This is a genomic window from Sphingobacterium bambusae (genome assembly GCF_033955345.1).
Taxonomy (GTDB): Bacteria; Bacteroidota; Bacteroidia; order Sphingobacteriales; family Sphingobacteriaceae; genus Sphingobacterium; species Sphingobacterium bambusae.
The window spans coordinates 646,765-668,738 of record NZ_CP138332.1 but is presented as its reverse complement, the minus strand read 5'-3'; the positions used below and the strand labels follow the sequence as shown (position 1 = coordinate 668,738).

At 40.2% G+C, this 21,974-nt stretch carries 19 protein-coding genes; 17 read left to right on the top strand and 2 right to left on the bottom strand.

The window, feature by feature from the left end; all coding sequences use genetic code 11:
* The first annotated feature begins 637 nt into the window (after nt 1-637).
* Entirely contained in the window at nt 638-1,069 is a 432-nt protein-coding gene (locus SCB77_RS02955) for a helix-turn-helix transcriptional regulator (RefSeq protein ID WP_320184936.1), read from the top strand.
* A gap of 407 nt (nt 1,070-1,476) precedes the next feature.
* Here SCB77_RS02955 and SCB77_RS02950 read toward each other — a convergent pair whose 3' ends face one another.
* Nucleotides 1,477-4,086, bottom strand: coding sequence for an NACHT domain-containing protein (locus tag SCB77_RS02950; protein WP_320184935.1), 2,610 nt, complete (start codon nt 4,084-4,086; stop codon nt 1,477-1,479).
* 599 nt (nt 4,087-4,685) lie between these two features.
* Here SCB77_RS02950 and SCB77_RS02945 point away from each other — a divergent pair.
* From SCB77_RS02945 to SCB77_RS02905, 9 genes are all read left to right on the top strand, one after another.
* Nucleotides 4,686-5,000, top strand: coding sequence for a single-stranded DNA-binding protein (locus SCB77_RS02945; protein WP_320184934.1), 315 nt, complete (start codon nt 4,686-4,688; stop codon nt 4,998-5,000).
* A gap of 157 nt (nt 5,001-5,157) precedes the next feature.
* Entirely contained in the window at nt 5,158-5,781 is a 624-nt protein-coding gene (locus tag SCB77_RS02940) for a PRTRC system protein E (protein ID WP_320184933.1), read from the top strand.
* A gap of 25 nt (nt 5,782-5,806) precedes the next feature.
* On the top strand, nt 5,807-6,025 hold the full coding sequence (locus SCB77_RS02935) for a PRTRC system protein C (RefSeq protein ID WP_320184932.1): 219 nt from the start codon (nt 5,807-5,809) through the stop codon (nt 6,023-6,025).
* Between the two features lie 24 nt (nt 6,026-6,049).
* A complete protein-coding gene (locus tag SCB77_RS02930; RefSeq protein ID WP_320184931.1) occupies nt 6,050-6,223 on the top strand; it encodes a hypothetical protein in 174 nt (57 codons plus the stop codon).
* A gap of 170 nt (nt 6,224-6,393) precedes the next feature.
* On the top strand, nt 6,394-7,197 hold the full coding sequence (locus SCB77_RS02925; RefSeq protein ID WP_320184930.1) for a hypothetical protein: 804 nt from the start codon (nt 6,394-6,396) through the stop codon (nt 7,195-7,197).
* A gap of 4 nt (nt 7,198-7,201) precedes the next feature.
* On the top strand, nt 7,202-7,915 hold the full coding sequence (locus SCB77_RS02920) for a PRTRC system protein B (RefSeq protein ID WP_320184929.1): 714 nt from the start codon (nt 7,202-7,204) through the stop codon (nt 7,913-7,915).
* Nucleotides 7,912-8,718 (top strand): PRTRC system ThiF family protein, encoded by an 807-nt coding sequence (locus tag SCB77_RS02915; RefSeq protein WP_320184928.1) that lies wholly within the window; start codon nt 7,912-7,914, stop codon nt 8,716-8,718. Before SCB77_RS02920 ends, SCB77_RS02915 begins: the two co-directional genes overlap by 4 nt.
* Nucleotides 8,719-9,618: 900 nt before the next feature.
* Nucleotides 9,619-10,944: a hypothetical protein gene (locus SCB77_RS02910; RefSeq protein WP_320184927.1), complete on the top strand. Its 1,326-nt coding sequence runs from the start codon at nt 9,619-9,621 to the stop codon at nt 10,942-10,944.
* Nucleotide 10,945: 1 nt separating this feature from the next.
* Nucleotides 10,946-11,449 (top strand): outer membrane beta-barrel protein, encoded by a 504-nt coding sequence (locus tag SCB77_RS02905; protein WP_320184926.1) that lies wholly within the window; start codon nt 10,946-10,948, stop codon nt 11,447-11,449.
* 397 nt (nt 11,450-11,846) lie between these two features.
* On the opposite strand, the gene SCB77_RS02900 is transcribed toward SCB77_RS02905, so the two are convergent.
* Entirely contained in the window at nt 11,847-12,080 is a 234-nt protein-coding gene (locus tag SCB77_RS02900) for a hypothetical protein (protein ID WP_320184925.1), read from the bottom strand.
* Between the two features lie 47 nt (nt 12,081-12,127).
* Between SCB77_RS02900 and SCB77_RS02895 the strand changes: the two genes are divergently transcribed.
* The 7 genes from SCB77_RS02895 to SCB77_RS02865 all read left to right on the top strand — a co-directional run bounded on the left by SCB77_RS02895 (nt 12,128) and on the right by SCB77_RS02865 (nt 21,971).
* Nucleotides 12,128-12,409 carry a hypothetical protein gene (locus SCB77_RS02895; RefSeq protein WP_320184924.1) on the top strand — a complete coding sequence of 94 codons (282 nt, stop codon included), beginning with the start codon at nt 12,128-12,130 and terminating at the stop codon, nt 12,407-12,409.
* A gap of 4 nt (nt 12,410-12,413) precedes the next feature.
* The gene (locus SCB77_RS02890; RefSeq protein WP_320184923.1) at nt 12,414-13,991 is read left to right on the top strand and encodes a PepSY-associated TM helix domain-containing protein; all 1,578 of its coding nucleotides are present in this window, start codon (nt 12,414-12,416) and stop codon (nt 13,989-13,991) included.
* Nucleotides 13,992-14,068: 77 nt separating this feature from the next.
* The gene (locus SCB77_RS02885) at nt 14,069-16,465 is read left to right on the top strand and encodes a TonB-dependent receptor (RefSeq protein ID WP_320184922.1); all 2,397 of its coding nucleotides are present in this window, start codon (nt 14,069-14,071) and stop codon (nt 16,463-16,465) included.
* Nucleotides 16,466-16,470: 5 nt separating this feature from the next.
* Nucleotides 16,471-17,769, top strand: a complete 1,299-nt coding sequence (locus SCB77_RS02880; RefSeq protein WP_320184921.1) for an ACT domain-containing protein — start codon at nt 16,471-16,473, stop codon at nt 17,767-17,769.
* A 721-nt stretch (nt 17,770-18,490) separates the two neighbouring features.
* Nucleotides 18,491-19,471, top strand: coding sequence for a toprim domain-containing protein (locus SCB77_RS02875; RefSeq protein WP_320184920.1), 981 nt, complete (start codon nt 18,491-18,493; stop codon nt 19,469-19,471).
* Between the two features lie 917 nt (nt 19,472-20,388).
* Nucleotides 20,389-20,799 (top strand): MobC family plasmid mobilization relaxosome protein, encoded by a 411-nt coding sequence (locus tag SCB77_RS02870; protein ID WP_320184919.1) that lies wholly within the window; start codon nt 20,389-20,391, stop codon nt 20,797-20,799.
* A gap of 8 nt (nt 20,800-20,807) precedes the next feature.
* The gene (locus SCB77_RS02865) at nt 20,808-21,971 is read left to right on the top strand and encodes a relaxase/mobilization nuclease domain-containing protein (protein WP_320184918.1); all 1,164 of its coding nucleotides are present in this window, start codon (nt 20,808-20,810) and stop codon (nt 21,969-21,971) included.
* Nucleotides 21,972-21,974 lie beyond the last annotated feature (3 nt).

The following is a 21,974-nucleotide window of genomic DNA, read 5'->3' as shown; positions in this document are numbered from 1 at the left end:
CAAATTAACAATTGCTGATGTATGGGTATGAAGTCGTGTCAGCGGAGATAAGTGGTATATTAAAAAATCTGAGACGATACCCAAGCAGTGAATCACGAGGGTAGATTTAAAATAACTTTGAAAAACTGTAGAATGTATAGCCGCTCTACCAAATTTAGCATTTTGGTGAGCGTAATAGTAATTTATTTGCGTGCTACAATTCATTGTCGTTCTTTAATAATGAACGAACCCACTTGTAGTATTAAGCGAACTATAGGGTCGGCTCTACTAAAATTTTGATGTCCACCGGCTCTGACAAAGCCAATTCCCAAATTGGGATTCCCCACCAAAAAAAGTAGATACCGACCCTATAGTATTATTATAGGGTGCGGTATTTCTACTAATACTCGCGGGGTCAAACTGTCAGATTTGTGGAGCGAGGTTCGTAAAAGCACCAAATTTTGATCTTAGTGCTGTAAAATTACATTTTTTTATTCTTTAAAAGCATATCTTTTATCAGTTCAAAGGTAAGTTTATTATCCATAATTTATGGAGTTATGTTAGGGTGTAAAATACATCTTAATATATTTGACGGTCAGTATTTTATATATTGTCTAGATGTTGTATATTTATGTGTTACATTCGCATTATCTGTATTATGATTCAGAAAAAGGTTAACCACGTAGGTCAAAATATTAGAAAAATTCGTTTGCTTAGAGGGATGAAACAAGATACCTTTGCTAAACATATGGGGATAGCCCAACAAAACGTGTCAAAAATGGAAAACAAGAAAAATATAAGTGACGAACAGCTTCAAAAGGTATCTAAGATTTTAAAAGCTAGTGTAGAATCCATAAAGGATTTTGATGAGAATACAATCATTAATAATAATATTCTTAACGATCAGGTAAACAACTACAATATTCATCCGCTTGAAAAAGTGGTAGAGCTATTAAAAGGTGTTATCGAATCTAAAGATTCAGAAATTGAAAAACTAAAAGGTGAATTGGATGCCTTATTAAAGCATCGTGCAGGTGACGTGGATTCAACTGATAACTTTAAGGTTTTTAAAGTAAAAGGTGGTGAGTAAAACTTTACCTTCACATACATTTGCTATTTATCTCTTGAAAGCTTAATTTTTATATTGTCTATTTTGTAAACTTATTTAGTATTCTTTTTGACAAAAACTAATCATCATCTTTTTTACCTTGAAAAAGTAAATTAGTTATTATGAGAAGCGTTTTTTTGTTCTTTTTTGTTTGTTTTTTATCGACAGTAGCGATGCTTGGCGCGTTATCGTCTCGGAAGTTATATCCATTAATTTTTTTAGGAATTTTTATATGGTGCATCTATTTTCTGTATATTGTGATAAGATCTAATAGACGCCGTCGACGTAGATTAAAACAGGAAATATGTAATAGAGATTTTCGTTATTAATTAACAAAACACCACCATTGAAACTAATCATTGAGGAGCTGTAACAGGTAATACAGTATGTTAATGCTTCTTCTCGCTGTTATTGCCTCTTAAAAGTTGAAGCTTATTTAATATGCTGTATTCGCTTTTTAAAAGAATTTTAAATAGTGCAGCGGTTGGAAATAAAAAATCAATTTTTTTTACCCATGTTGGTCTGTCTTGTGTATTTTCCAGATTCATTGCCAAGTCATAGAGTGATCTTAGATAGATTCGATAGTTTAGGATATAAATACTTCCACTATAGAAAATCATGAGTAAAAATAGGGTTACAAGTCTTGATTTTTCATCGGATTTGGCAAGTACGGGAAGAATTATTACGGAAGAAGTCAATATTAGGATTACTAAACAAAGAAGGAAGTATTTTCCTGTAAGTATTTTAAATTTTACCTCTGACGGTGTTTTTAATTGTGAAAGCAATGACAGGTGTTTAAAATAAATATTTTTTTGATTAGATTTTAAAGCCAATGATAAGCACTGTGATAAGAAGCTTTTTTTTACAAGACCTTCTTGATACCACAGGTTTAAGTCGAATTCTGAAAACTTTTTCTCTAATTCTGTATCGATTGGTATCTCGTTTAAAACTAAACTTACTAACTTCTTTTCGAGGGCTGCTTCTGCTAAAATTGTTGACCATTCAATAGCTTCATCCAGATTAGACGATACTAATTTCTCCTTTACTAATGCTAAGAAAGGAAGTTGGTGTGCATTATTAATTATAATTGTTGGAAAATCATTCTTTAAATCTATATTGCTCATTTCTGCTAGGCGAAAAACTGCAGCGGCATCTTGATTAGCATACGCCCCAAGGATCTGGTTAAGTGATATTTTTTCGTTCTCTAATAAGGTTTTGTAAAATTCGTTTAGATTAATAGCTTCTGTTAAATTAAGACTTTCAGCAGATAGATTTGCGTCCCTAACCACCACATTGAATAAATGTAAATCTTGAAGCCATTTTTCACCAAAACGTCCTTCATGTCCTGCTAGCAAATTTTTTTTGGAACTAGTAATAAATGTTGACCAACTTTTATGATTATACAATTTTGTCTCTAAAAAGCATCTTGACATTAAAGTTTCATCTTCCAATTTTGATATGTCGTAAAGAATTTGTTCCCGTTGTATGCGAGGAAACAAACCGGCGGCAAATGGTATAACCTCTATTAGCCTTGATTTTCCTTCAGCTGTTTGATAAAATTTCTTATGTAATTTTAATAGTTGATTCCATCCTTCTGTCATTCCTTGCGATATTTCAAATGCAGCTAAAAATTCGCAGAAAGTTAGATGTATAAACCTGAAAGACTCTCTGTAGCGCTCCTCGGTAATTAAGCCCGTTTCACGCGCTATCTCATCAAAAACCAATTCGGCCTTCAAGTTATCACAAGCCAAAATATCTTTAATTGTTTTAATAGCATTTTTAAATTTTAGGGAGTTGCTGGATTGCTCGATATTTATCAGGTGGTCATATGCAATTTTTCCCAAAATCCGTTCCCGCTGTTCTTTTAACGAAGAATAGGCTCCAGGTATATTTGACTTCTGTTTAAGCCTTCTCTTTATAATTAGTTCTTCAGTAATTTTCTTGTAGAACTGAGTTCTAGACTCTGGTGACACGCTTCCCTTTGTAATCTGATCTTCCGCGACGTACATTGATAAAATCAATGGATTACTACACATGTCTCGTAAGGTTGGTTTATCAGTGAGGTCACTGTAAACTCTTGATATATTCCTATCTCTATCTTTTTCAAAGTTCCATTTTGTAAGAAAGTCATAAATGTCTGATGGAGAAAATGGTTTAAGAAAACAGCTATGAGGAAAATTAGCAGAGTAATCCCACTTGATCTGTTGATAGAATTGAGTTCGCATAGTTAAAATAATTGAATTATGCTCACTGAGATCACGCAAATGAGAACTTAGACCATTAATACAGTCTGCCAATTTTGTATACATTGTTGATGAGACCTCATCTAATCCGTCAAGTAGAATCAATAAGCCTTTATTTTGGGCATAGTTTTCGAAACAATCCTCAATTTTATATACTTTGTTTTTTGAAATCTCTGCTTTAATGTAATCATAAAGCCAGGTTTGATAATTTTTAATTTTCGACGGGGGGATCACATTTTTTAATTCTAGTAGTATCGGTAATTTAGATTTACTTGGCTTTTTTAAAGCATTTTTGCAATTATTTCTAAATACTCTTTTAATTAATGATGATTTGCCAGCACCAGGATCGCCCATCACCTTTATTCTGTTACCTACTGTTAAAAAGTCATTGTGAGTAAATTCACTTTCATTTTCGTCATTATAGCTGATAGTTAGATTTACAAATATTTTGTCGATATCAATATTTAGATCACGAGTTGACGGAACATTTAAATATTTGACTGCTTCATTTCCGAGTTGGAGTTTACAATACCTTTTTAGGCTTAGTGAAGATGCTACGGACTGTTTAATATGGCGACTAATGAAGTACATCATGCCATCAATCGCATATTCACCCCAATCTTTGACATATTTTATTACAACTTTTCTCAATACCATTAAAAGAGGAATCGCTATAACTGTAAGTGCAACACTTGTAAAATCAATTCTAAAACTTTTTAAAAAGTTAGGTATACCAAATAGTATGGTTAAAAACATAATCTATAAATATTTAGCTAATCAATTGGTAGTTTTTTTAATTTAGTCAGTTAACCCATTGCACAGGTTTGTATTGAGTAAACTACTTAAAACTTGATGTAATATTATTGATGTCCTTATAGCATCCAATAATACTTTTGCAAAAGTATTGTTTTTTTTATAATTACAACAAAAAGTTTGAATAATGCCTGGGTAAACTCAAAATCGTCTAAATATTCTTCTACGTCGGAAAGCTATGATTATATATATGTTTAACAGTCGGAAACTGAATAAATGTAGTAAGTAGTGAAGTCTTCCCGTTTCTGAAGTCTTCCCGTAGTAGTTTATTAAATATTATTTCCCAATCGAAACGGTCAAAAAGGCTGCAAAGGTGCAATGGCCACCGTCCGCTCATCTTCCACCAAAAGACTACGGCATAACGTACTACTTCCCTAAAGGGCGCCCTTCCATTATTCCGTTTCCTTTTGGTCTTTCCCTTTGTCCATAACCTTATTTGGCTTTCTTTTTTTCCGTTTTTTCTTTTGGAAAATAGCAAAAAAAAAAACGAGAGACGGAGAAGGGAGCTGAACAGATTTTTTAATTTTTAAACTTTTAAGGTTATGAACATCATTGGAAGAGTAGCAAGAAATGCAGAAGTGCAGTCCACCGCGAGTGGTAAAGAGGTGGTTAATTTCTCGGTAGCGGTCAACGATAGCTATAAGAACAAGCAGGGCGAACGCGTCGAGCAGACGGAGTTTTTTGATTGTGCCTTTTGGCTAACACCGAAAGTAGCCAAGATGCTTGTTAAAGGTTTGCTTGTAGAATTGATCGGTCGCGTAAGTGCGTCGGGTTGGATTGATCGAGATGGGAATCCGCGTGCAACCCTAATTTTCATGTATCAAGCATCAAACCGCTTGCCGGGGGTAGTCGCGTAGAGGAGAATGACAAAGTGGTAGCAGAAGCGGTAGAGGATGACCTGCCATTTTAGGGTAATGGTTTTAAAGTGGTGGTCGTTTGGACTACCACTTTAAAATCTTAGTAGATGGGACGGTTTTTAATAACTCAATGGAATACAATCTAGTTTATTCAAAAATGGAAAATAGATTTTTTAACAGCATAGCACGTTTGGATTTTGCAGGTAACCTGCAATTAACGATTGGAAAGAACGAGGACAATGGTTTGGTTGTATCGATTCTGCTTCGCAATGAGGCTTGTGGTGATAGCGCGAAGGATTTGATACCGCCGCTAACTTTGATTGGGACAGCAGAGGAATTGGACGAAGGGTTTTTTGCGCAGATCGCAAAGCCAGTAGAGCAGGTTTCAGGTTTAATGGTAGATATGGAGTCTTTCCTTGCACAAATGGAGATTGCCAAGAAGAATTCGGCAATGGAAAAGCAACAGGAGGAAATGAAGCGCAAGGGGAGAGAAGCCAAAGACAAGAAGTATAAAGAAGAAATGGGCAAGGTTGATGCGCTTGAAAAGGAAGGTAAATTTCGTGATGCGTGGAAAAAGCTTCCTGATCCTGAGGGTTTTCCCGAGCGGGCAGAACATATTCGCAAGCGCAAAGCTGATTTATCGGCTCGCTTTGCACCTGACCTGTTCGGGGCGAGTGCTTCGCAAGTTGAAAGTGTTTCCGCGCAGGTGGAGGAATCGAGCGATCTGCAAGATGATGCTGATGTGCTTGCGGATGATGGATTCTCGGACGAGGAAGAATAGTACACTAACTTTAAACTTAATAGCTATGTTACTAGCAACACATTTACCACGCCTGTTTATCTTGGTGGATAAAGGGCAAGAGATAACCTTAACAGACCCGAACCCGCAGTGGTCTCCGCAAGCGGTGCTTAATTTTTACAGCGCAAATTATCCTATACTGACCACGGCCAAGATTTCCGCGCCAGTGATTAAGGATGACGCGGTACAGTACCGCTTGGAAACGGTGATCGGAACGAAGGGTTAATTTTTAAATAAATAATTATGAATCATGCAAGAGAATATGGAACATTTGATAGAACTGCCACAAGATCGTACGCAGGAAAGGCTACACGTCGCGCTCGCCTACTTCGTGGATTATATGGAAAGACCACGCGATGCAAGCGAGGTGTTAAAGGACAGACAGCAAGCTGTGCCTGTGGAGATGCTTCCCATGCTTTTGTAAGGACGGCTTTTTCGCCCAAATTGGCAAAGTCTGATCTGAAGGTTGTCTCTTTAGATAGGAGCAAAATGGAGAGGGACTTTTATAGTTCCCTTTCATTGCTCATTAAACAGTTAAACTTAAGCTTGCCGGAAACAGTGCAACTGAGATTTCCTTACAACATGGCTTGCGCTATGCATCACTTGCAAAAGGCACTAAAAGCAACTGGTGCGGAATCGCAGAATATCAGGCTTGTCGAGGATGATGGCGCGGTGTTCTTTGCTAGACAGGAGCGCTTCGATACAGGAATGACGCTGTATTACATTGCGGTAGAGCCACTTTTTTATATGCTTCGCGATAAGAGCCGAAAAAAAGCTTCGCATTTGTTACTCTCCGTATTTGCTTACTTGTTTCAAGTCGCACGGATTCCCTACCACAGGCAAGAGGGAAACTATTTGCACTACACTTATGATATGCTCCAAGATTGGAAATTGCAGGACGATGAAGAGGATTTGGAGTTTTTGCAAGAGTACAGCCGCATGGAGTACATAGGAGACGCTATCGAACTCAAAATCCAAAATCCTGCAAACCTGCTTTATTTCGAAAAACTAGTAGTTGGATTTTATCCAAAAGATGACTTTGATCGCGATTGTCTTAAACTTACAGAACTAGCTTTTGCGCTTTTTTCCAAGTATCCTGATGGCCGGATTTATGATAAGTTTCAGGAGGGATCATTTGAGGAGGAAGAAGATGACATATCGCGCCAAATTAGCCTTGATAATTACATTTCGTTTTATGGCTCGGCTTGTGGCGGACTGTCTGATCTTCTTATCGAAACAGTAAATACGGATTTACAGGAGTTCACCAGTATAGATGAACCGACAATTTTCTTGCCGATCGATGATAGGGAAATCAAAGGGAACAACTTTGATTTTGAAACTAAGCTCTTTACGTTACTGGAAGATTTGTCCATTTTATTAAACGAATACAACTACTAATATTATGAAGGATATAACCCATCAAATAGGAACGCTGTACCACCCCAAAGCAGCACTGCTGATCTACCAAAATGCTATAACAAACAAAGATACTTATGTGGAGTATTTTGATATGGATGCACTGGGTCGCCCAATCAACGTGCATCCGCTCTCAATTTGTGAAGCAGAGAAGCTAGCTAAATCGCTAAGTAACCAAGTGGAGGGCAAGCCAAGTTACTTATCGACTAAAGGCATGTTGCCTAGCAATGTGCTACATTTTGATGCTGTGAAAAAGAAAGTACTCTGGTTCAGTAAACCGCAGAGGCGCCAATTGTTCTTTGCTTCGCCGCTTGGTGTTAATTCCGGCGACGCTAACATTCCGACTTTGCTTTGGAAAGCGGATGTACAAAATTTGCAGGTCTTTGCCTTATCTTCCGGTGAACGACCAACAGAAAGAACTAGGCTTTGCCATGCGCCCTTTTTTAACATCTACCAAGATGGCAAAGTGTGTATGGGGACGGTGGATATTGACTTGCAAAATGAGCGTTCTTTGGAACGTTTCATACAAACTTGGGAAAGCTACTTTTTTGAAAGCTATTTCAGCCATTTAATGAATGATCACGAACCAATAAACGGTAACTGCGTTTTGCTGTGGGAAAACTTAGTTGGTACCGATAAACCATTTCCGACAAAAGTGCTAAAGAAAACGAACCTGTCCATTAAAAGCTTATTACCATGAGTACAACTAAACAGAAAGTCCATTTTGTAGATAACGAACTCTTAAATCCGACCAATCCTGTTACCGTCAATCTAATTGGGGCAGGAGGGACTGGCTCGAAGGTGCTGACCGCTCTAGTGGAAATGAGCCACAGTTTGTTCGCATTAGGTCATGCAGGTTTGCAGGTGCGTCTTTGGGATGACGATTTAATCAGCGAGGCGAATTTAGGGCGACAGCGCTTTGCCCAATCGGAACTTGGATTACACAAATCCGTGGCACTGATCAACCGCGCAAACCGTTGGGCAGGGACTCGGTGGAGAGCCGAGACAATAAAATATGATTTGGAGTGTTTTACCGATAATTTTACGCATGCCTCAGCCACTTTGATAATTTCCTGTGTAGATTCTGTACAGGCACGATTTGAAATTGCTGAAATACTACGAAAGATGTACCGAAACGGCAGTTACAACAATCGCCCGAAGTATTGGATAGACTTTGGCAATGGACAAGATACAGGGCAGGTTTTGCTTTCGACGGTGGGAAAGATTGCACAACCGAAATCTGAGCAATTCATTCCCGTGGCGAATTTGCCATTTGTTACGGATGAATTTGGTGATTTGTTCCAGCAATCCGAAGGGGTAGACGATACACCCAGTTGTTCGGTTGCCGACGCGTTGCAGAAGCAGGATCTGTTTATTAATTCAGCCCTGGCGCAGATGGGTATGTCGTTACTTTGGAGCTTGTTTCGGCAGGGAATGATCACGCATAGGGGATTCTTTTTGAATTTAGGGGAATTTAGGTCGCAACCGATAAAGGTCGAATAGGTTGGCTACAGGCGCGCTGCGCCACATCCAACCAAATGGGGATGTGGCGCAGCGTACTAAAAATGGCACCTTTGCATTTGCAACGGTAAACTTCTATGTTGTACCGCTATGCAGAACAACAAAATAAATATTTTTTAAGTTGGGTGAGTAACCTCAATATATAATTGAAATTCTTATCCGTCCTGCTAACAATTCAGAAAGGGGGGGACAAAATTTAAGTTTTTTGGTTTTTAGGATCAAATGTATGGCTTATTAAGCCTGCTTAACGTTTTGACTAGCGAATGGAAAAGTTATTATTTTTCTAGACCTCAAGATTAGAGAATGGTTAGAATTTGATTAAAATTATATTATTGATATCCAGGCCTTACAACTTCAGGTTGTATTATGTTAACGTCTAACAAGCTTAATGTGGCTATATTAGTATGCTTTAATAACAGGATAGTACGTTTACTGCATTTGATGCCATACTCAGATTTTTAGATGAGATACCACTGAAAGACATGATGGAGATATGTGTAAATCCTTTAGATATATGATAAACCTATTTAAATATATTGATAGAATTAACAGATTGAACGGTCTCCTAATAAGCCGTTCTACTGGTACGCCCGCGGAATTATCAAAGCGATTGGGGATTTCTCAAATTAGACTGCACCAAATTTTGGAAAATCTTAGAATTATGGGGCTTGAAGTTGAATATTGTCGTACTCTAAAAACATATTATTATAAAAATGATTGTGAGCTTAATATCCTAGTGAATTTGAAAACGTCAAAAATGAAGTAAGTATTTGTTTGACGATTTATTTATTTGATGATATAATTTTTATATAATGTAATCAATTATTTTTGAATTTATATATCATAATTCAGTGATATATTATAGAGTATTTTTAAAATTATATGAAGAAATTATTAGCATCGAGTTTCTGTCTAGCTACCGCTTTATGCCTGATTTCCTGTCAAAAGGAGCAACCTGAAACTTCAACATCTTTACAAAACGATGCATTAAAGTCTAGCTTTTTGAAGCAAGACAACAAAATGAATGCCTTGGCAAAAGGATTGGCTGCATCTGTAGATCAAAAGGACTTTGTAGCGCTGGTACATCAATCTGTATCTAAGGCATTATCATATGGACTTGATGAAAACTTCTATTTAAAAGAGTTGGCCGTTGACAACAACAAAGTCGCTGGAGATCTTGATCTTTCCACCTTAAAAAGTGCGTTGAATCGAAATTTCCCTAATCCATCAAAAGCTATTCACCTTTCAGCAAAGTCAAATGCCTCTTCGGTAGGTAGTGATGTACAACAAGTTTCTGATATCATTGCAAATGATGACATTCAGATATACTGGCCGTACTCGGAAAATTGGGACGGAATGGAAACTCCAGCGATTGTTATTTTAGACGAGACAAATCAACATATGGAAACGCTTCCAGCGCTGCTCCCATTAAAGGATGCTGTTGGTAAAATTATTGGTTATGATACAATCATTGTAAATGAGGAGTATGCTGTAAAACATCCTGTTTGGGTGCTTGATAGTCAACCAGAGTTAGCTTACAGTGAACTTCCTTCTTTATCAAGTGGCGAAAGAACAAATAATGGTGTCTACTTTATGGAACCTGATCATTTAAACGCTGCGAATACAGTCAATTCGGTCGTCAATAATGTGACAGACACCAAGGTGTACAAAATTGATCTGGGTAGGGTGATGGTTTCACAGCATTTCGATCCTTGGACAAAAGGTGGCTCAGAAATGTACTTTCTGTTCACGGAGACAACTGTCAATTCTACTGTAGTTGGTGGACCAATTGGAGCGTCGACGCAAATTAATTCTATATTTGTGGATAGACCGCGTAAAACAATCAATAAGAAACAGTGGGTAGATGTGAATAAGATCGCTGTATCAAATTGGCGTCCGGAAGTTCATAAGATGGCAATGGTGGTATTTGAGAAGGATTGGGAAGGTTGGGCCGGAGATTCCGATAATCAAAAGCATGAATTTGACATTCCAGTAACTTACACGGATGCTTCTGGTAGTCTTAAAACACACAATGTTAAAGGAAGCATTTCAGTACACAAAAGAGATGAACACATCACTACAAAGGTGTTTGACCGTTCATATATTTTTTCAAATTTTAATTTCAGTAACAACAACTGGACTATTTACACCGAAAGAGGTGTGAATTGGACTTTGCCGTACTACATTGGAACTGTAAACCCTATTTAAAATGTATAAATTTTTATTATCACTAATTTGCATATTTTCAATTTTTCAAACTAATGCCCAGCAAAGAGCTCTATATTTGGGATTGACAGGTGAAGTCCAAATGGAAGCTCCTTCATATCCTGGTTTTATAGGTGTTCAAGCGAAGTACGATTTTACATGGCAGCACAACGTTCAAGCTACGTTTGGGCTCAATAGTGACAATTCATCGTATATAGGGGCTGATTATCTATTTAATTTTTTAGAGTTTGGGGATCGATTTAACCTTTATGCTGGAGCTGGACTAGGCTTAGAGTTCTATCGAAAAACGTTTGACACCGAAATGCCAAATGTTACGGTCAAGGTTGAAGATACTTTTCAACAAGCAAATGTTCAATTTGGCGTCAATGCTGACATTTGGAAAGGTCTGTCAATGTATTTGGGATATAAAACCCGCTACTACATTGATCACGACTCTTTAGATCCAAATTATGTCTCTGTCGGCATTCGTTGTAAGTTGTGGAATTAGATTAATAATCAAAGTCGAATAGGATATCTTACAGGTATCCTATTTTTTTAGTTTCATTTTTAACTTTGAGATGTTTGGTGTAGAGAGTTGAACTTTTTCCTTGTAAAAATATAGATTAAAGTTTTCGATTTTGAGCAATTGATTTGGAATCGATGAATTGCGTTGGTGATAGACGAGGATAGTTTTATATAGTAGATTGTGTCTGGGAATAATGGTACGTTTACTGAGGAAATGGGTAATAAACTTAACCTCGTGATTTTATTAATAGCCAGTTATAATCTAAAGCGGTTTTTATTATCAAATGTAATTACTTGTTTATTCCAAAACATTATTTATTTTTGGTCTAAATAAAAACACTAATGCAATTTGTTATTACCTTTTTCGGCGCACTAGCGCTCTATAGCACGTCAAAATATTTTCCTGTAGGCGCTACTGTTTTACGAAAGCCATCTCGGGCTAGCGATCGTACGATAAAGTACTTCGCGTTGGGTTGTCTGCTTTTAGCAGCGGTATTATCCACAGCAATGTACGGAATAGGAACCGGCCTATTTGTATTTATCGCATCGTTAATATTGAGCTTCTGCTGCCTTCTTATAATCGTCCCCCTAAACAAGCGATGGATATATTTCACCGTCACGTTTTGCTTGGTGCTTATTATTTTGGAAAACCTACGTTGCTATGCCAGCTGATAAAAAATATCTTTCTAGTACTGGCCAACGAATTTTGAAGATTACGGCTGGGATATTGGGTGGATACTGGGTAACCGTTCTATTTCATAACGCCATTGGCTCCTTTTTGGAAAACACCGATGGGCTGATCGTTACGTCCGCCTTCACTTCATTCTTTCTTTGGTCGGGACTCCTCGTGATCGCTATTCTTACAAAAAATGGTTGGAAGGTGTGGGCGGTCTACCTCATACTTATTGTTTTATTTATTGGGATCATAGTTTTGAACAAATAACGGTATGAGATTAAAACCATTAAAATCCAGAATGTTTAACGTGATGTTTCATGCACACACGGTTTCTGGTATTGTGATCAGCTTTGCACTGTTCGTTATATTTTTTGCGGGATCGATTTCCTTGTTTATGAACGAGCTGTATCGTTGGGAAAACCCTGAAGCGCGATTCGAGAGTATCAGCGCTGATCAGGTGGATTACGATAAAATTTGCCAGACCGTAAAAAACAAAATACCAAGCTTTGATGTCACTGCACAATTTGGTATGACGCCACCTACGGAAACAAACCCTTTGATGCTATTTTATGGTTCGATGAAACAGCCGGATGGTAGCGTGGAACGATTTTCAACCTATCTTAATCCAATGACCTATGACATGATGCCTCCCAATAAGCCGAAGACCCATATGGCGCATACGCTTTACGAACTGCATTATTTTGAACAAATACCGATCGTGGGCGGATACCTCTCTGGTTTGGTGGCTTTCTTCTTTATTTTCGCTATTATTACCGGACTGCTCATCCATTGGAAAAATATGGTGAGCAAGTTCTATGGATTTTCGCTCAAGGGCAATTGGAAGCAAATTTGGACCAATAGTCATATTTCCCTCGGTTTTATTGCCTTGCCCTTTCAAATGATTTACGCGATAACAGGTGCGCTGCTTTGTCTTTCCATTTTCCTTTTGGCACCAACTGCCTTTATCATGTTTGGCGGAGATACCAGTAAGGTGCTCAAAGCCGTGAATCCAGAAGCCGAATACAGGCACAATCCAAAAGCCAGTACCGTAAGTGAGTATGCATCGCTGAATAGTATCTACCGAAAAGTGCGGGACGCGAACCCCGATAAAGAGATAAAATATCTATACGCTACAAACTATACCAAGGAAGATGCGACGGTGAGTGCTCGGACCGATGACGGGATAGGTATAACCGGAGACGGACTTTTCATTTATAGCGGGACGGACGGACGATTATTGCAATCGGCGGATCCCCGATCAAAAACCTATACCACAGCTGCGTTTGGGGTGTTGGTCAAGTTGCACTACGCAAACTTTGGTGGCCTATTGCTTAAAACCATCTACTTTCTCCTTTCCATGGTTACTTGCTACATTATTATCAGTGGGGTCATGATATGGAGGACGGCACGGGACAACGCGCGTTATACCTCTAGGCAGAAAAAGTTCCACCATCGGGTAACGAAATTTTATCTAGCTATTACCTTATCGATGTTTCCTGCTTTGGCGATTATTTTTATTGGCAATATTGCGGTGCCTATGGATATGCCGGACAGGTCAGAGTTGGTCAATACCATTTTCTTCGTGGGGTGGCTGCTGCTAACGATTGTGGGGTTGTTCTGGAACAGCTATGGTCAACAAAATCGTAACTACATCCTTATTGGTAGTATTTTGGGGATAATCGTGCCACTCGCCAACGGCCTATCTACAGGCGATTGGCTTTGGAAAACGCTCTGGTCAGGACAACGCTATGTGTACTCGGTTGATATCATTTGGCTCGTTACAGGAATATTTGGCCTCATCCTTTGTAAGAGATATCTGAGTAAAGGCGCAACTGACCTCAAGTTATAGTTTAAAGCTTTTTTTTTATTTATTTAGAATAAGTCTAAAAAAAAATTATACATTTGTGGAACTTACGCCATAAGATTGTGAAAATACTTTTACTACCATTATTCCTCGTACCTTTTCTTGTGCTCGGACAGGGATCATTCGCAGTCCGCGGAAGGATCTTATCTTTAAGTGGATTGCCCTTAGGCGCAGTTCGGGTAACGTTACCAACAGTGGGAAAAGCTGTGGATACTGACGGGGCAGGACTGTTTGAAATTAAAGATGTCAGCGCCGGAACCTACGCCATGAATCTACAAGCAGCGGGATACCGATCCATGCAGTCTACGATTGTAGTTGACCGTGATCTCGAGCTATCCTTAACACTTCAAGATACGTCGAAAGCCATTAAAGAGGTGATCGTGACGGGCAAGGGAAAAGCGGTGCAGCTTAGTGAATTGCCCATGAATATACAATCCTTGGATGTTCAAAAGGTTGCGGATCTCGCTCTTGGTGTGGAAGAAGTATTAAGAACATCGACAGGGGTGGTGGTGCGACAAAGTGGCGGACTGGGCAGCGAATTAAGCATTAACCTTAACGGCTTGACAGGTGAGGCAGTTCGTATTTATTACGACGGTATACCGATGCAGGTGTATGGTAATGCCATGCAAGTGAACAATATTCCTGTGGATGCGCTGCAACGTATCGATGTCTACAAAGGGGTTATGCCCGTCGATGTAGGAACCGACGCGTTAGGTGGTGGAATCAACTTAGTTCCGTTGGAACCGACCAAGTCTCAATTGCGGGCCTCATATTCCATCGGTTCTTTTAATACACACCGTTTAACGGTAAACGGAAACAAGAACTGGAACGATAAAACCTCACTATCCGTATCCTCTTTTTACAATTATTCGGATAATGATTACACCATGCGCAACATCCCAAATAGTGTGGAAATCTTCGATGAACAAGGTGAATTTCTAGGCTTGAGAAGAGAGCGTATTAATGCAAAACGATTTCATAGCCAGCACCAGTCTTCATTTATCGAGGCCGCATTAAATTTGAAGAATAGAAGCTGGACGGATAAATTTGTTTTTTCATTATCACATTCCTATCGCTTCAACGAAATTCAGCACGGACGATTTATAGACGGAACAGCTGTAGGTGAAGCGACAACTAATGTAAGCGGTTTTACCCAGCGCATAGATTATCGCAAGAAATTTATGGATGGTAAGTTTGATGTTCGATACTTCGGGATTCTGTCAAATGCATTTTCTAAAGTTAATGATAGTACCAAATTTGCCTATAACTGGACAGGCGAGCGGTTGAGAACGACCAACGTCGGAGGAGCGGAGATTTTTTCTTATCCTACGGCTAGGGATGCCCATGATGTCGGGACTTCTCATCGTTTTATTGCTAACCTGCACCTGACAAGAACGACAACTGCTAAAATTTCTGATTTTTACAGCTATACAAGAATCAAGGGGGAGGATCCCTACGGTATACGTCCACCTATTGCAGGCGTGCCCACCGATCCCAATACCATTCCTTCCAAAGTGAGGAGAAACATTTTCGGAGCCGAGCTTGAACAACGCCTGCTCGCAGAGCGAATGACGCTGATAGGATTCTATAAAAGGTATAATTTTGCGGGCGAAGCTATTGACCTTCTTGCGCAAACGGCTACCACGCTTCCTTTAAGGAATATCAGCGATGCGCAGAACGGTTATGGAGTAGCTATGAAATATGATATTTTACGGTCTTTATTTGTTCGGGCAAGCTATGAAAGGGCGGTGCGGATTCCAACAGAGGCCGAAATTTTTGGAGATTTTCTCGTTATCTTGCCCAATTACAACTTAAAACCTGAAACCAGCAACAACATCAATTTCGGTATTTCTTACAGCGACAAATTGAGTGAAGAAGTTCATCTGTCACTCAAGGTCGATGGTTTTCTGCGTGACCAGAAGAACCTGATTAGGCTGCAGCAGGTTGGCCTTGAAAATGCTAGAAATGTCAATCAAGCTGCGGTAGATGGCAAAGGGATTGAATTCTCTTCCCGACTGACGCTCTTCGGCAATCTAGACTTTGCCGCTAATCTGACATACCAGAGTAACAAGATCGCCCAAGTCGGCGACGATTATTCCGACGCTTCGATCGGTCGACAGATCCCCAATATTCCCAACCTGTTTTACAACGTTGGATTAGAATATACGCTAAAAAATATCTTCCGATCACCGAACAACCTGCATGTATATTGGACCTATTTTTTCACCGACCGTTTCAGTATAAACGAGGTAGCAAGCTTAAATACAGCAAGTCCAGAATACATTATTCCCGTCCAGAATCTGCATAATGCAGGAGTGACCTACGCGATTCCCGATCGAGGCTTGAGCCTTTCCTTCAACGTTCAGAATGCACTGAATGCTGAAATATTTGACAATTTCAGGGTTCCGCGTCCTGGATTTAATGCAGCATTTAAGATTAATTACACCCTTTTTAAATAATAAATATGATGAATACACAACCTAAAACTTTTAAATGGGCCAAATGTAATTTGGCGGTGTTGCTTACAGTTGCACTCTTCGTGGCCGCCTGTAGCAAGGATAAGGATGGCGACACGGACAATGGCGACGATGACATTAAGACCTCCGGATTTGTTGTCAACGGGGTTACTAGTAACAATACGGCAACGGTAAAATATGTTGCCGAACTGCCTGCCGATGGCGGAAATATCAATATTGCCGATGGTCAGGATTTCATCCGCTTCTGGGCGACTTCAGTGTTCGATCATGCTCTTTATATTCAAAGTCCTGATGGCACCTCCGGTTTTTCTAAGATGGTGGTCAATGCGGACGGGAGGATTGAAGAAAAAGGCGTCATCCCAACCATAAACAATACGTCTACACAGATCATGATAAAGGACTCCGAGACAGGTATCTTTCAGGATCGCGCCAATCAAGGAAAGATCTCTGTTTTCGATCCGCAAACCCTAGAAGTCAAGAGAACACTTGATCTTACGGCCGGTCCTGTTCCGGGCAACATCGCCCACCGCTATCAAAGTTTTTACTTTAGGGGTGATGATGTATTTGCCGTGGTGCGAGGGCTTACTGGGCAGGATTTTCCGACAATTTTGGTACATCAGGCCAATATCAAAACCGGTAGTTATGTGGGATGGACAGAACGTGTAGGCGATGGCGCGAGTCCAATTGACTATTATGAACCTTTCGGTCAGCAGTCTATAGACAACCAGGGGCATCTTTACATCGTGGATGCAGGTAACGTCGGTGGATCGGGATTACCTGCACGTGTGAGCAAAATTCCTGCAGGCAGCAACAGCATTGATCCCGACTATAAGTTTGAACCGGCCAAGATCTTGAATCCGGCAAACATTTTCTTGCCATGCATATATAAATTTGCAACTATTGGCAATAACAAAGCAATCTGCGTGGTGAACAGCGAGACACCGCAGGAAGCCATTGCTATTGTGCAGGCAGCGGGCGGTATACAAAATTTAACTAGAGAGCAGATCAACCAAATATTCTCCATTTTGGCTACAGCGGCTAGTGCGCAATGGTGTATCTTGGACCTAAATGCCCAGACGGTTACTCCAATCACAGGAATTCCTAAAGTGGGGATTTTTGTAAATGGAACTACCTTCAAACACAATAATGATTTTTATATTCCAGCGGTAACGACAACAGAAACTGCTTATTACAGGTTGAATATAAGTGCGGGATCGGCGACAAAAGCCTTCACGATAACAGGTGCAACGTTGAACAGCATGTATAATATCGCAAATAATAATTAAATAGAGCTACGGTATGTCAAGGCTTTAGATGGTCGCGCAGGCTACCTAACGAAGTTAAGCCAATTATTGAAGAGGAGTTTTAATTCCTATCCAATAATTGGCTTAAATTTTTTTATATCCAAAATTCTTCCATAGTTGCTTTGGGTGCATTTTTAAAGGTTTAGAAAAGCCGTAGCAGATGATCTCACCTCATTGTTGGATGCTTTTTCACAATTTACCAAAATTGGGTAGTATTAATGAATGCTAAAGTGATATCAGTAGTTCTAACGCTAGCGTTTAGAATGCTAAATACCGTAGTTCTCTTTCTATTTGTAAAGTATTTTTCTAGTACAAAATTATTACCAACCTCTGCATGTTGGTAATTGATTGATTTATTTGCCCGCAATTTTGACCACGATAAAGGACTCGTTCTTTGACATCGTGGGAAGAAGCATTTCGATTGAAATTAAGTGCAGAGGTATGTATATGATATTTATTGTGCAACCTTGAACCTTAGGCAGCCAGTTTTGGCGGGCGCTTACGCGCCAACGTGAGTATTCCCAAATAGTTGTTTTGCAATGATCCTGTTATCTCGTAGTGATACGGATTGCCGAATAACATCATGAACTTGTTTTTATTGATTGCATATAGGGGAGCGGCCTTCAGTCGACTCCCTTTTTATATTTATAGAGGCCGTTCCCAAATAGGCCAGAACCAATTCCTCATTCTAAAATTTATACTTATGGCAAATATTGTAACCGCCGATCAGATCAAGCAGGAAGTTTCGCTGGTTGATCTGCTTGCTAAACTTGGTCACCGGCCATCCTACCGTAGCGGAAAAGAGTTGTTTTACAAAAGTATGCTGCGAGAGGAGCGAACGCCCTCGCTCTGTGTGAATGTGAATCTAAACGTTTGGTTTGATCACGGTGGAGCTGGTGTTTCCCAAAAGCAGGGTGGAAACGTGATTGATTTTGCGCTTGCCTACTGGTTCCCTTCGGATTTTGTGCAGGTGCTCAAAAAGATAAGCGAAACCATGCTTTTGGATCTTCCTGCTCATGTTGAACCTGTCGGTAGGCACAGAAGGATTAATACGCAGTCGGAGAAACTTACCAACTACAAAGTGACGGGAGTAAGGGAGCTAGGTGGAAACCAGCGAATTAGTGCCTATCTAAAAACTCGTGGCATTTATGATCAGGCCAAAGGTCGGATCAAAGAAGTCTACTATGAAATTGTCACGGGACCAAAGGCAGGAAAGTCCTTTTTCTGCGCGGGATGGCAGAATGACTTAGGTAGCTGGGAGCTGAGCAACAAAGGAAAGCATTTTAAGTTCAAGGCTTGCCTCGGGCGTAAAGCCATAACAACGATAGCCGGATCGGATTCGAGAGTTACGCTTTTTGAAGGATATATGGACTATTTAAGCTGGCTTGCCGATAACCCCAAGGCTACTGATACCGTCATTGTACTCAACTCGGTTAATCTGCTGGAGTCCGCTATATCGAAGATTGCATCGTTTCCTTCTGTTCAAGCGTACTTTGATCGGGACAAAGCAGGTGAGAAGGCATTCGAACAATTAAAAAAAGCAGTATCCCATGCCCAAGATCGATCAACCCTTTACCGAAAATATAAGGACTACAATGATATGCTGATCAATAGACCATCTCCAAACCTCATTTATGAAGAATCACATATCTATGAAAAGATGATGTCTTCCTTCACAAGATAATTTCGGGTTTCACGTCATACTGCCAAGCTGCTGAATGGCTAGTTTGCCAAATGCTTTACCAATTAGCCTACCTATCATTTTCCAAATTGGTTATAGGACAAAAGAGCTGGTACTATGCTTGGCTGATGGTCCAATCGGCGACATGCCTAACTAGCTGGCTAATTGGATAAGCAAGAGATCGGTTATCGGATTAGCTACGGAGCTATTTAGCTGATGGGTTAGTATTATAATGACTGATTTTGTAAAACAAGTTATTAGCCGTATAGCATACCAATTGCTAGGCTGCTTTAATACTTGTTATAGTGGCTCGCAAATTAGCCAAGTATATAACTGGATAGATCACCAAGCGAAACAGTACTTAGTTATGCGGCTACTCAGCTCAGCCATTAATTAGTGAATGAGCAATGCTATGGATTTGTCAATTAGCAGATAGGCAATTAAGCTGTTTAGCTACTTGTGGATTGAGCATCTTGGCAGATAGACAATTAAGCTGTTTAGGTACTCATGCATTGATCAACTTGGCTGAAAGGTTGCTAAGCGGAGAAGCAGATCGGTTAATTGCCTAGTTAAGTGTTAAGCTTACTGAGACCATAGCCGATAATTTTAATTGTAGTTAAATCGTAACACAAGACAATGAATTCAATGTTTGTGTGGTCGCTTAGTGTAGGCCTGTAAGTTCTTAAATCTTAGGGTATCATATTCATCTTCCAAAATGAAAAAAAAACCTGTAAACGTACCAATGCACAAAACAATCTAGGCTATGGACCCACTCTTGTTTTGTTAGTAGCAAGTTGTATTTTGGGTGCACCCAAAAATTCCTTGCCGTTCCGGTTTGCCCGACCTGTGGTCAGCCTGCTCCGAAAGGAGCGAAAAACGGCGCAACTTGTTTTTCCTCTTAAACCTTAATCAATATACCGATGACTGATCCAATTAAGATACGTGGCAGGCCTGCGAAGGTTTACCCTAAACGCCTGCATGTAGTCACTGTCAAGCTCACCGAGAGCGAGCTAGAAGAGCTTAACCTGATGAAAACGCAAAGCGGGATGAACCGCATGCAGATCATCCGAAAGAAGATCTTCGCTAGCGGCGCATTATCAATGGTCAATGTGAAGGAAGTATTAGGGGAACTCTCGCGTCAAGGAGCGGAGCTTGGCCGGATCGGGAACAACATCAATCAACTGGCAAGGCATGCCAATGTGCTGGCCAAGCAAGGTAAGTTACACCCCCAAGTAGCCGAGGAACTTAAAAAATTGCTCGAGGAGCACGCCGGAATTCAGAAGCAATTGGACATAACCTGGCGGCATCTTTTACGCGCCATTAAAAAATAGTAGCACATATGATTGTTAAATTTCTTCGTAAATCAGCCAGCTTTGGCGGGGTGCGCTATAATACCAATAAAGTAGATTCCGATCAGGGCGAATTACTCAGTACGCGTAACTTCGATGCGCTTCAAGGTTTAACCAACCTGCGACCACAGGACTATATCAACTATCTAGAGGCTGTTTCGTCAATGAGCTCCCGCATTAAATACCCGCAGTTACATGTGGTGATCTCTGCAAAAGGTAAACAGTACCCCACCGGCGAACTCAGCGCTGTGGCACATGACTGGATGAAGGGGATGGGGTACGGCGAGCAGCCGTATCTAGTGATCCTGCACAGCGATACGGCTAATTATCATGTGCATATCGTATCGACAAGGGTGGGCAAAGATGGTAAAAAGATCGATAACAGTTTCGAAAAGATCCGAGCCTATGAAGTGCTCCACGAGATTCTTGGGGAGAAGGCGCTGCATAAAGTGCAGAAAGATCTGGCTGATGCCTTAAGATACAATTTCAATACGCGTGCGCAATTTCGAACATTACTGGAGATCCGCGGCTACGCGCTGAGCGGGGAGGATCAGCTGCTCAAACTATTCAAGTTCGGGAAATTGCTCGGAGAGGTGCGCTGGGATGATATCGATAAGCAGATTAGGCAGTATAGCGAAGATTCCCGCCGAGAGAAGCAGATTTATGCGCTGATCGATAAGTATCGTTATCAGTTTGATCAGACGCTTGAGGAGGAAAAGGGAATCTTTAGTTCTGAGCTGACCCGTGAGTTGGCATTACGATTCGGTCTACACTTTGTTTTCCACTCGGCTAACGGCAAGCCACCCTATGGTTATACCATCATAGACTATAGTAAGAATAATATATTTAAGGGCAGTCAGGTTTATCCGCTAGCACAGCTAACGGGAGCAGCGGAGAAGAACGTACCAAGAATATCGGAGCATAAAAGCGATCATCCCGCTGCTTCCAATTATAGTAAAGGCGAGTCATGGACGAAGGGCGAGCATCAAAATTCGACGATAGAAAAGGCCGATCGTCCTGCGGCAATCGTAGAATCGGAGCAACCAATCGCTGCGCCCATATTCGGGCTGAGCCTCACGGATGATGTGGACGATGAGGCCGTGCATGGTAAAAAACGAAACCGCCAGAACAAGAAATCAACAAAAAAACGCTAACAT

What these genes read in the sequence shown, in the direction of transcription:
- SCB77_RS02950 (WP_320184935.1), bottom strand. Translation starts at nt 4,086, where the DNA reads ATGTTTTTAACCATACTATTTGGTATACCTAACTTTTTAAAAAGTTTT.
- SCB77_RS02905 (WP_320184926.1), top strand. Translation starts at nt 10,946, where the DNA reads ATGTATAAATTTTTATTATCACTAATTTGCATATTTTCAATTTTTCAA.
- SCB77_RS02920 (WP_320184929.1), top strand. Translation starts at nt 7,202, where the DNA reads ATGAAGGATATAACCCATCAAATAGGAACGCTGTACCACCCCAAAGCA.
- SCB77_RS02940 (WP_320184933.1), top strand. Translation starts at nt 5,158, where the DNA reads ATGGAAAATAGATTTTTTAACAGCATAGCACGTTTGGATTTTGCAGGT.
- SCB77_RS02935 (WP_320184932.1), top strand. Translation starts at nt 5,807, where the DNA reads ATGTTACTAGCAACACATTTACCACGCCTGTTTATCTTGGTGGATAAA.
- SCB77_RS02915 (WP_320184928.1), top strand. Translation starts at nt 7,912, where the DNA reads ATGAGTACAACTAAACAGAAAGTCCATTTTGTAGATAACGAACTCTTA.
- SCB77_RS02865 (WP_320184918.1), top strand. Translation starts at nt 20,808, where the DNA reads ATGATTGTTAAATTTCTTCGTAAATCAGCCAGCTTTGGCGGGGTGCGC.
- SCB77_RS02875 (WP_320184920.1), top strand. Translation starts at nt 18,491, where the DNA reads ATGGCAAATATTGTAACCGCCGATCAGATCAAGCAGGAAGTTTCGCTG.
- SCB77_RS02880 (WP_320184921.1), top strand. Translation starts at nt 16,471, where the DNA reads ATGATGAATACACAACCTAAAACTTTTAAATGGGCCAAATGTAATTTG.
- SCB77_RS02890 (WP_320184923.1), top strand. Translation starts at nt 12,414, where the DNA reads ATGAGATTAAAACCATTAAAATCCAGAATGTTTAACGTGATGTTTCAT.
- SCB77_RS02910 (WP_320184927.1), top strand. Translation starts at nt 9,619, where the DNA reads ATGAAGAAATTATTAGCATCGAGTTTCTGTCTAGCTACCGCTTTATGC.
- SCB77_RS02945 (WP_320184934.1), top strand. Translation starts at nt 4,686, where the DNA reads ATGAACATCATTGGAAGAGTAGCAAGAAATGCAGAAGTGCAGTCCACC.
- SCB77_RS02870 (WP_320184919.1), top strand. Translation starts at nt 20,389, where the DNA reads ATGACTGATCCAATTAAGATACGTGGCAGGCCTGCGAAGGTTTACCCT.
- SCB77_RS02930 (WP_320184931.1), top strand. Translation starts at nt 6,050, where the DNA reads ATGCAAGAGAATATGGAACATTTGATAGAACTGCCACAAGATCGTACG.
- SCB77_RS02925 (WP_320184930.1), top strand. Translation starts at nt 6,394, where the DNA reads ATGCATCACTTGCAAAAGGCACTAAAAGCAACTGGTGCGGAATCGCAG.
- SCB77_RS02895 (WP_320184924.1), top strand. Translation starts at nt 12,128, where the DNA reads ATGCCAGCTGATAAAAAATATCTTTCTAGTACTGGCCAACGAATTTTG.
- SCB77_RS02955 (WP_320184936.1), top strand. Translation starts at nt 638, where the DNA reads ATGATTCAGAAAAAGGTTAACCACGTAGGTCAAAATATTAGAAAAATT.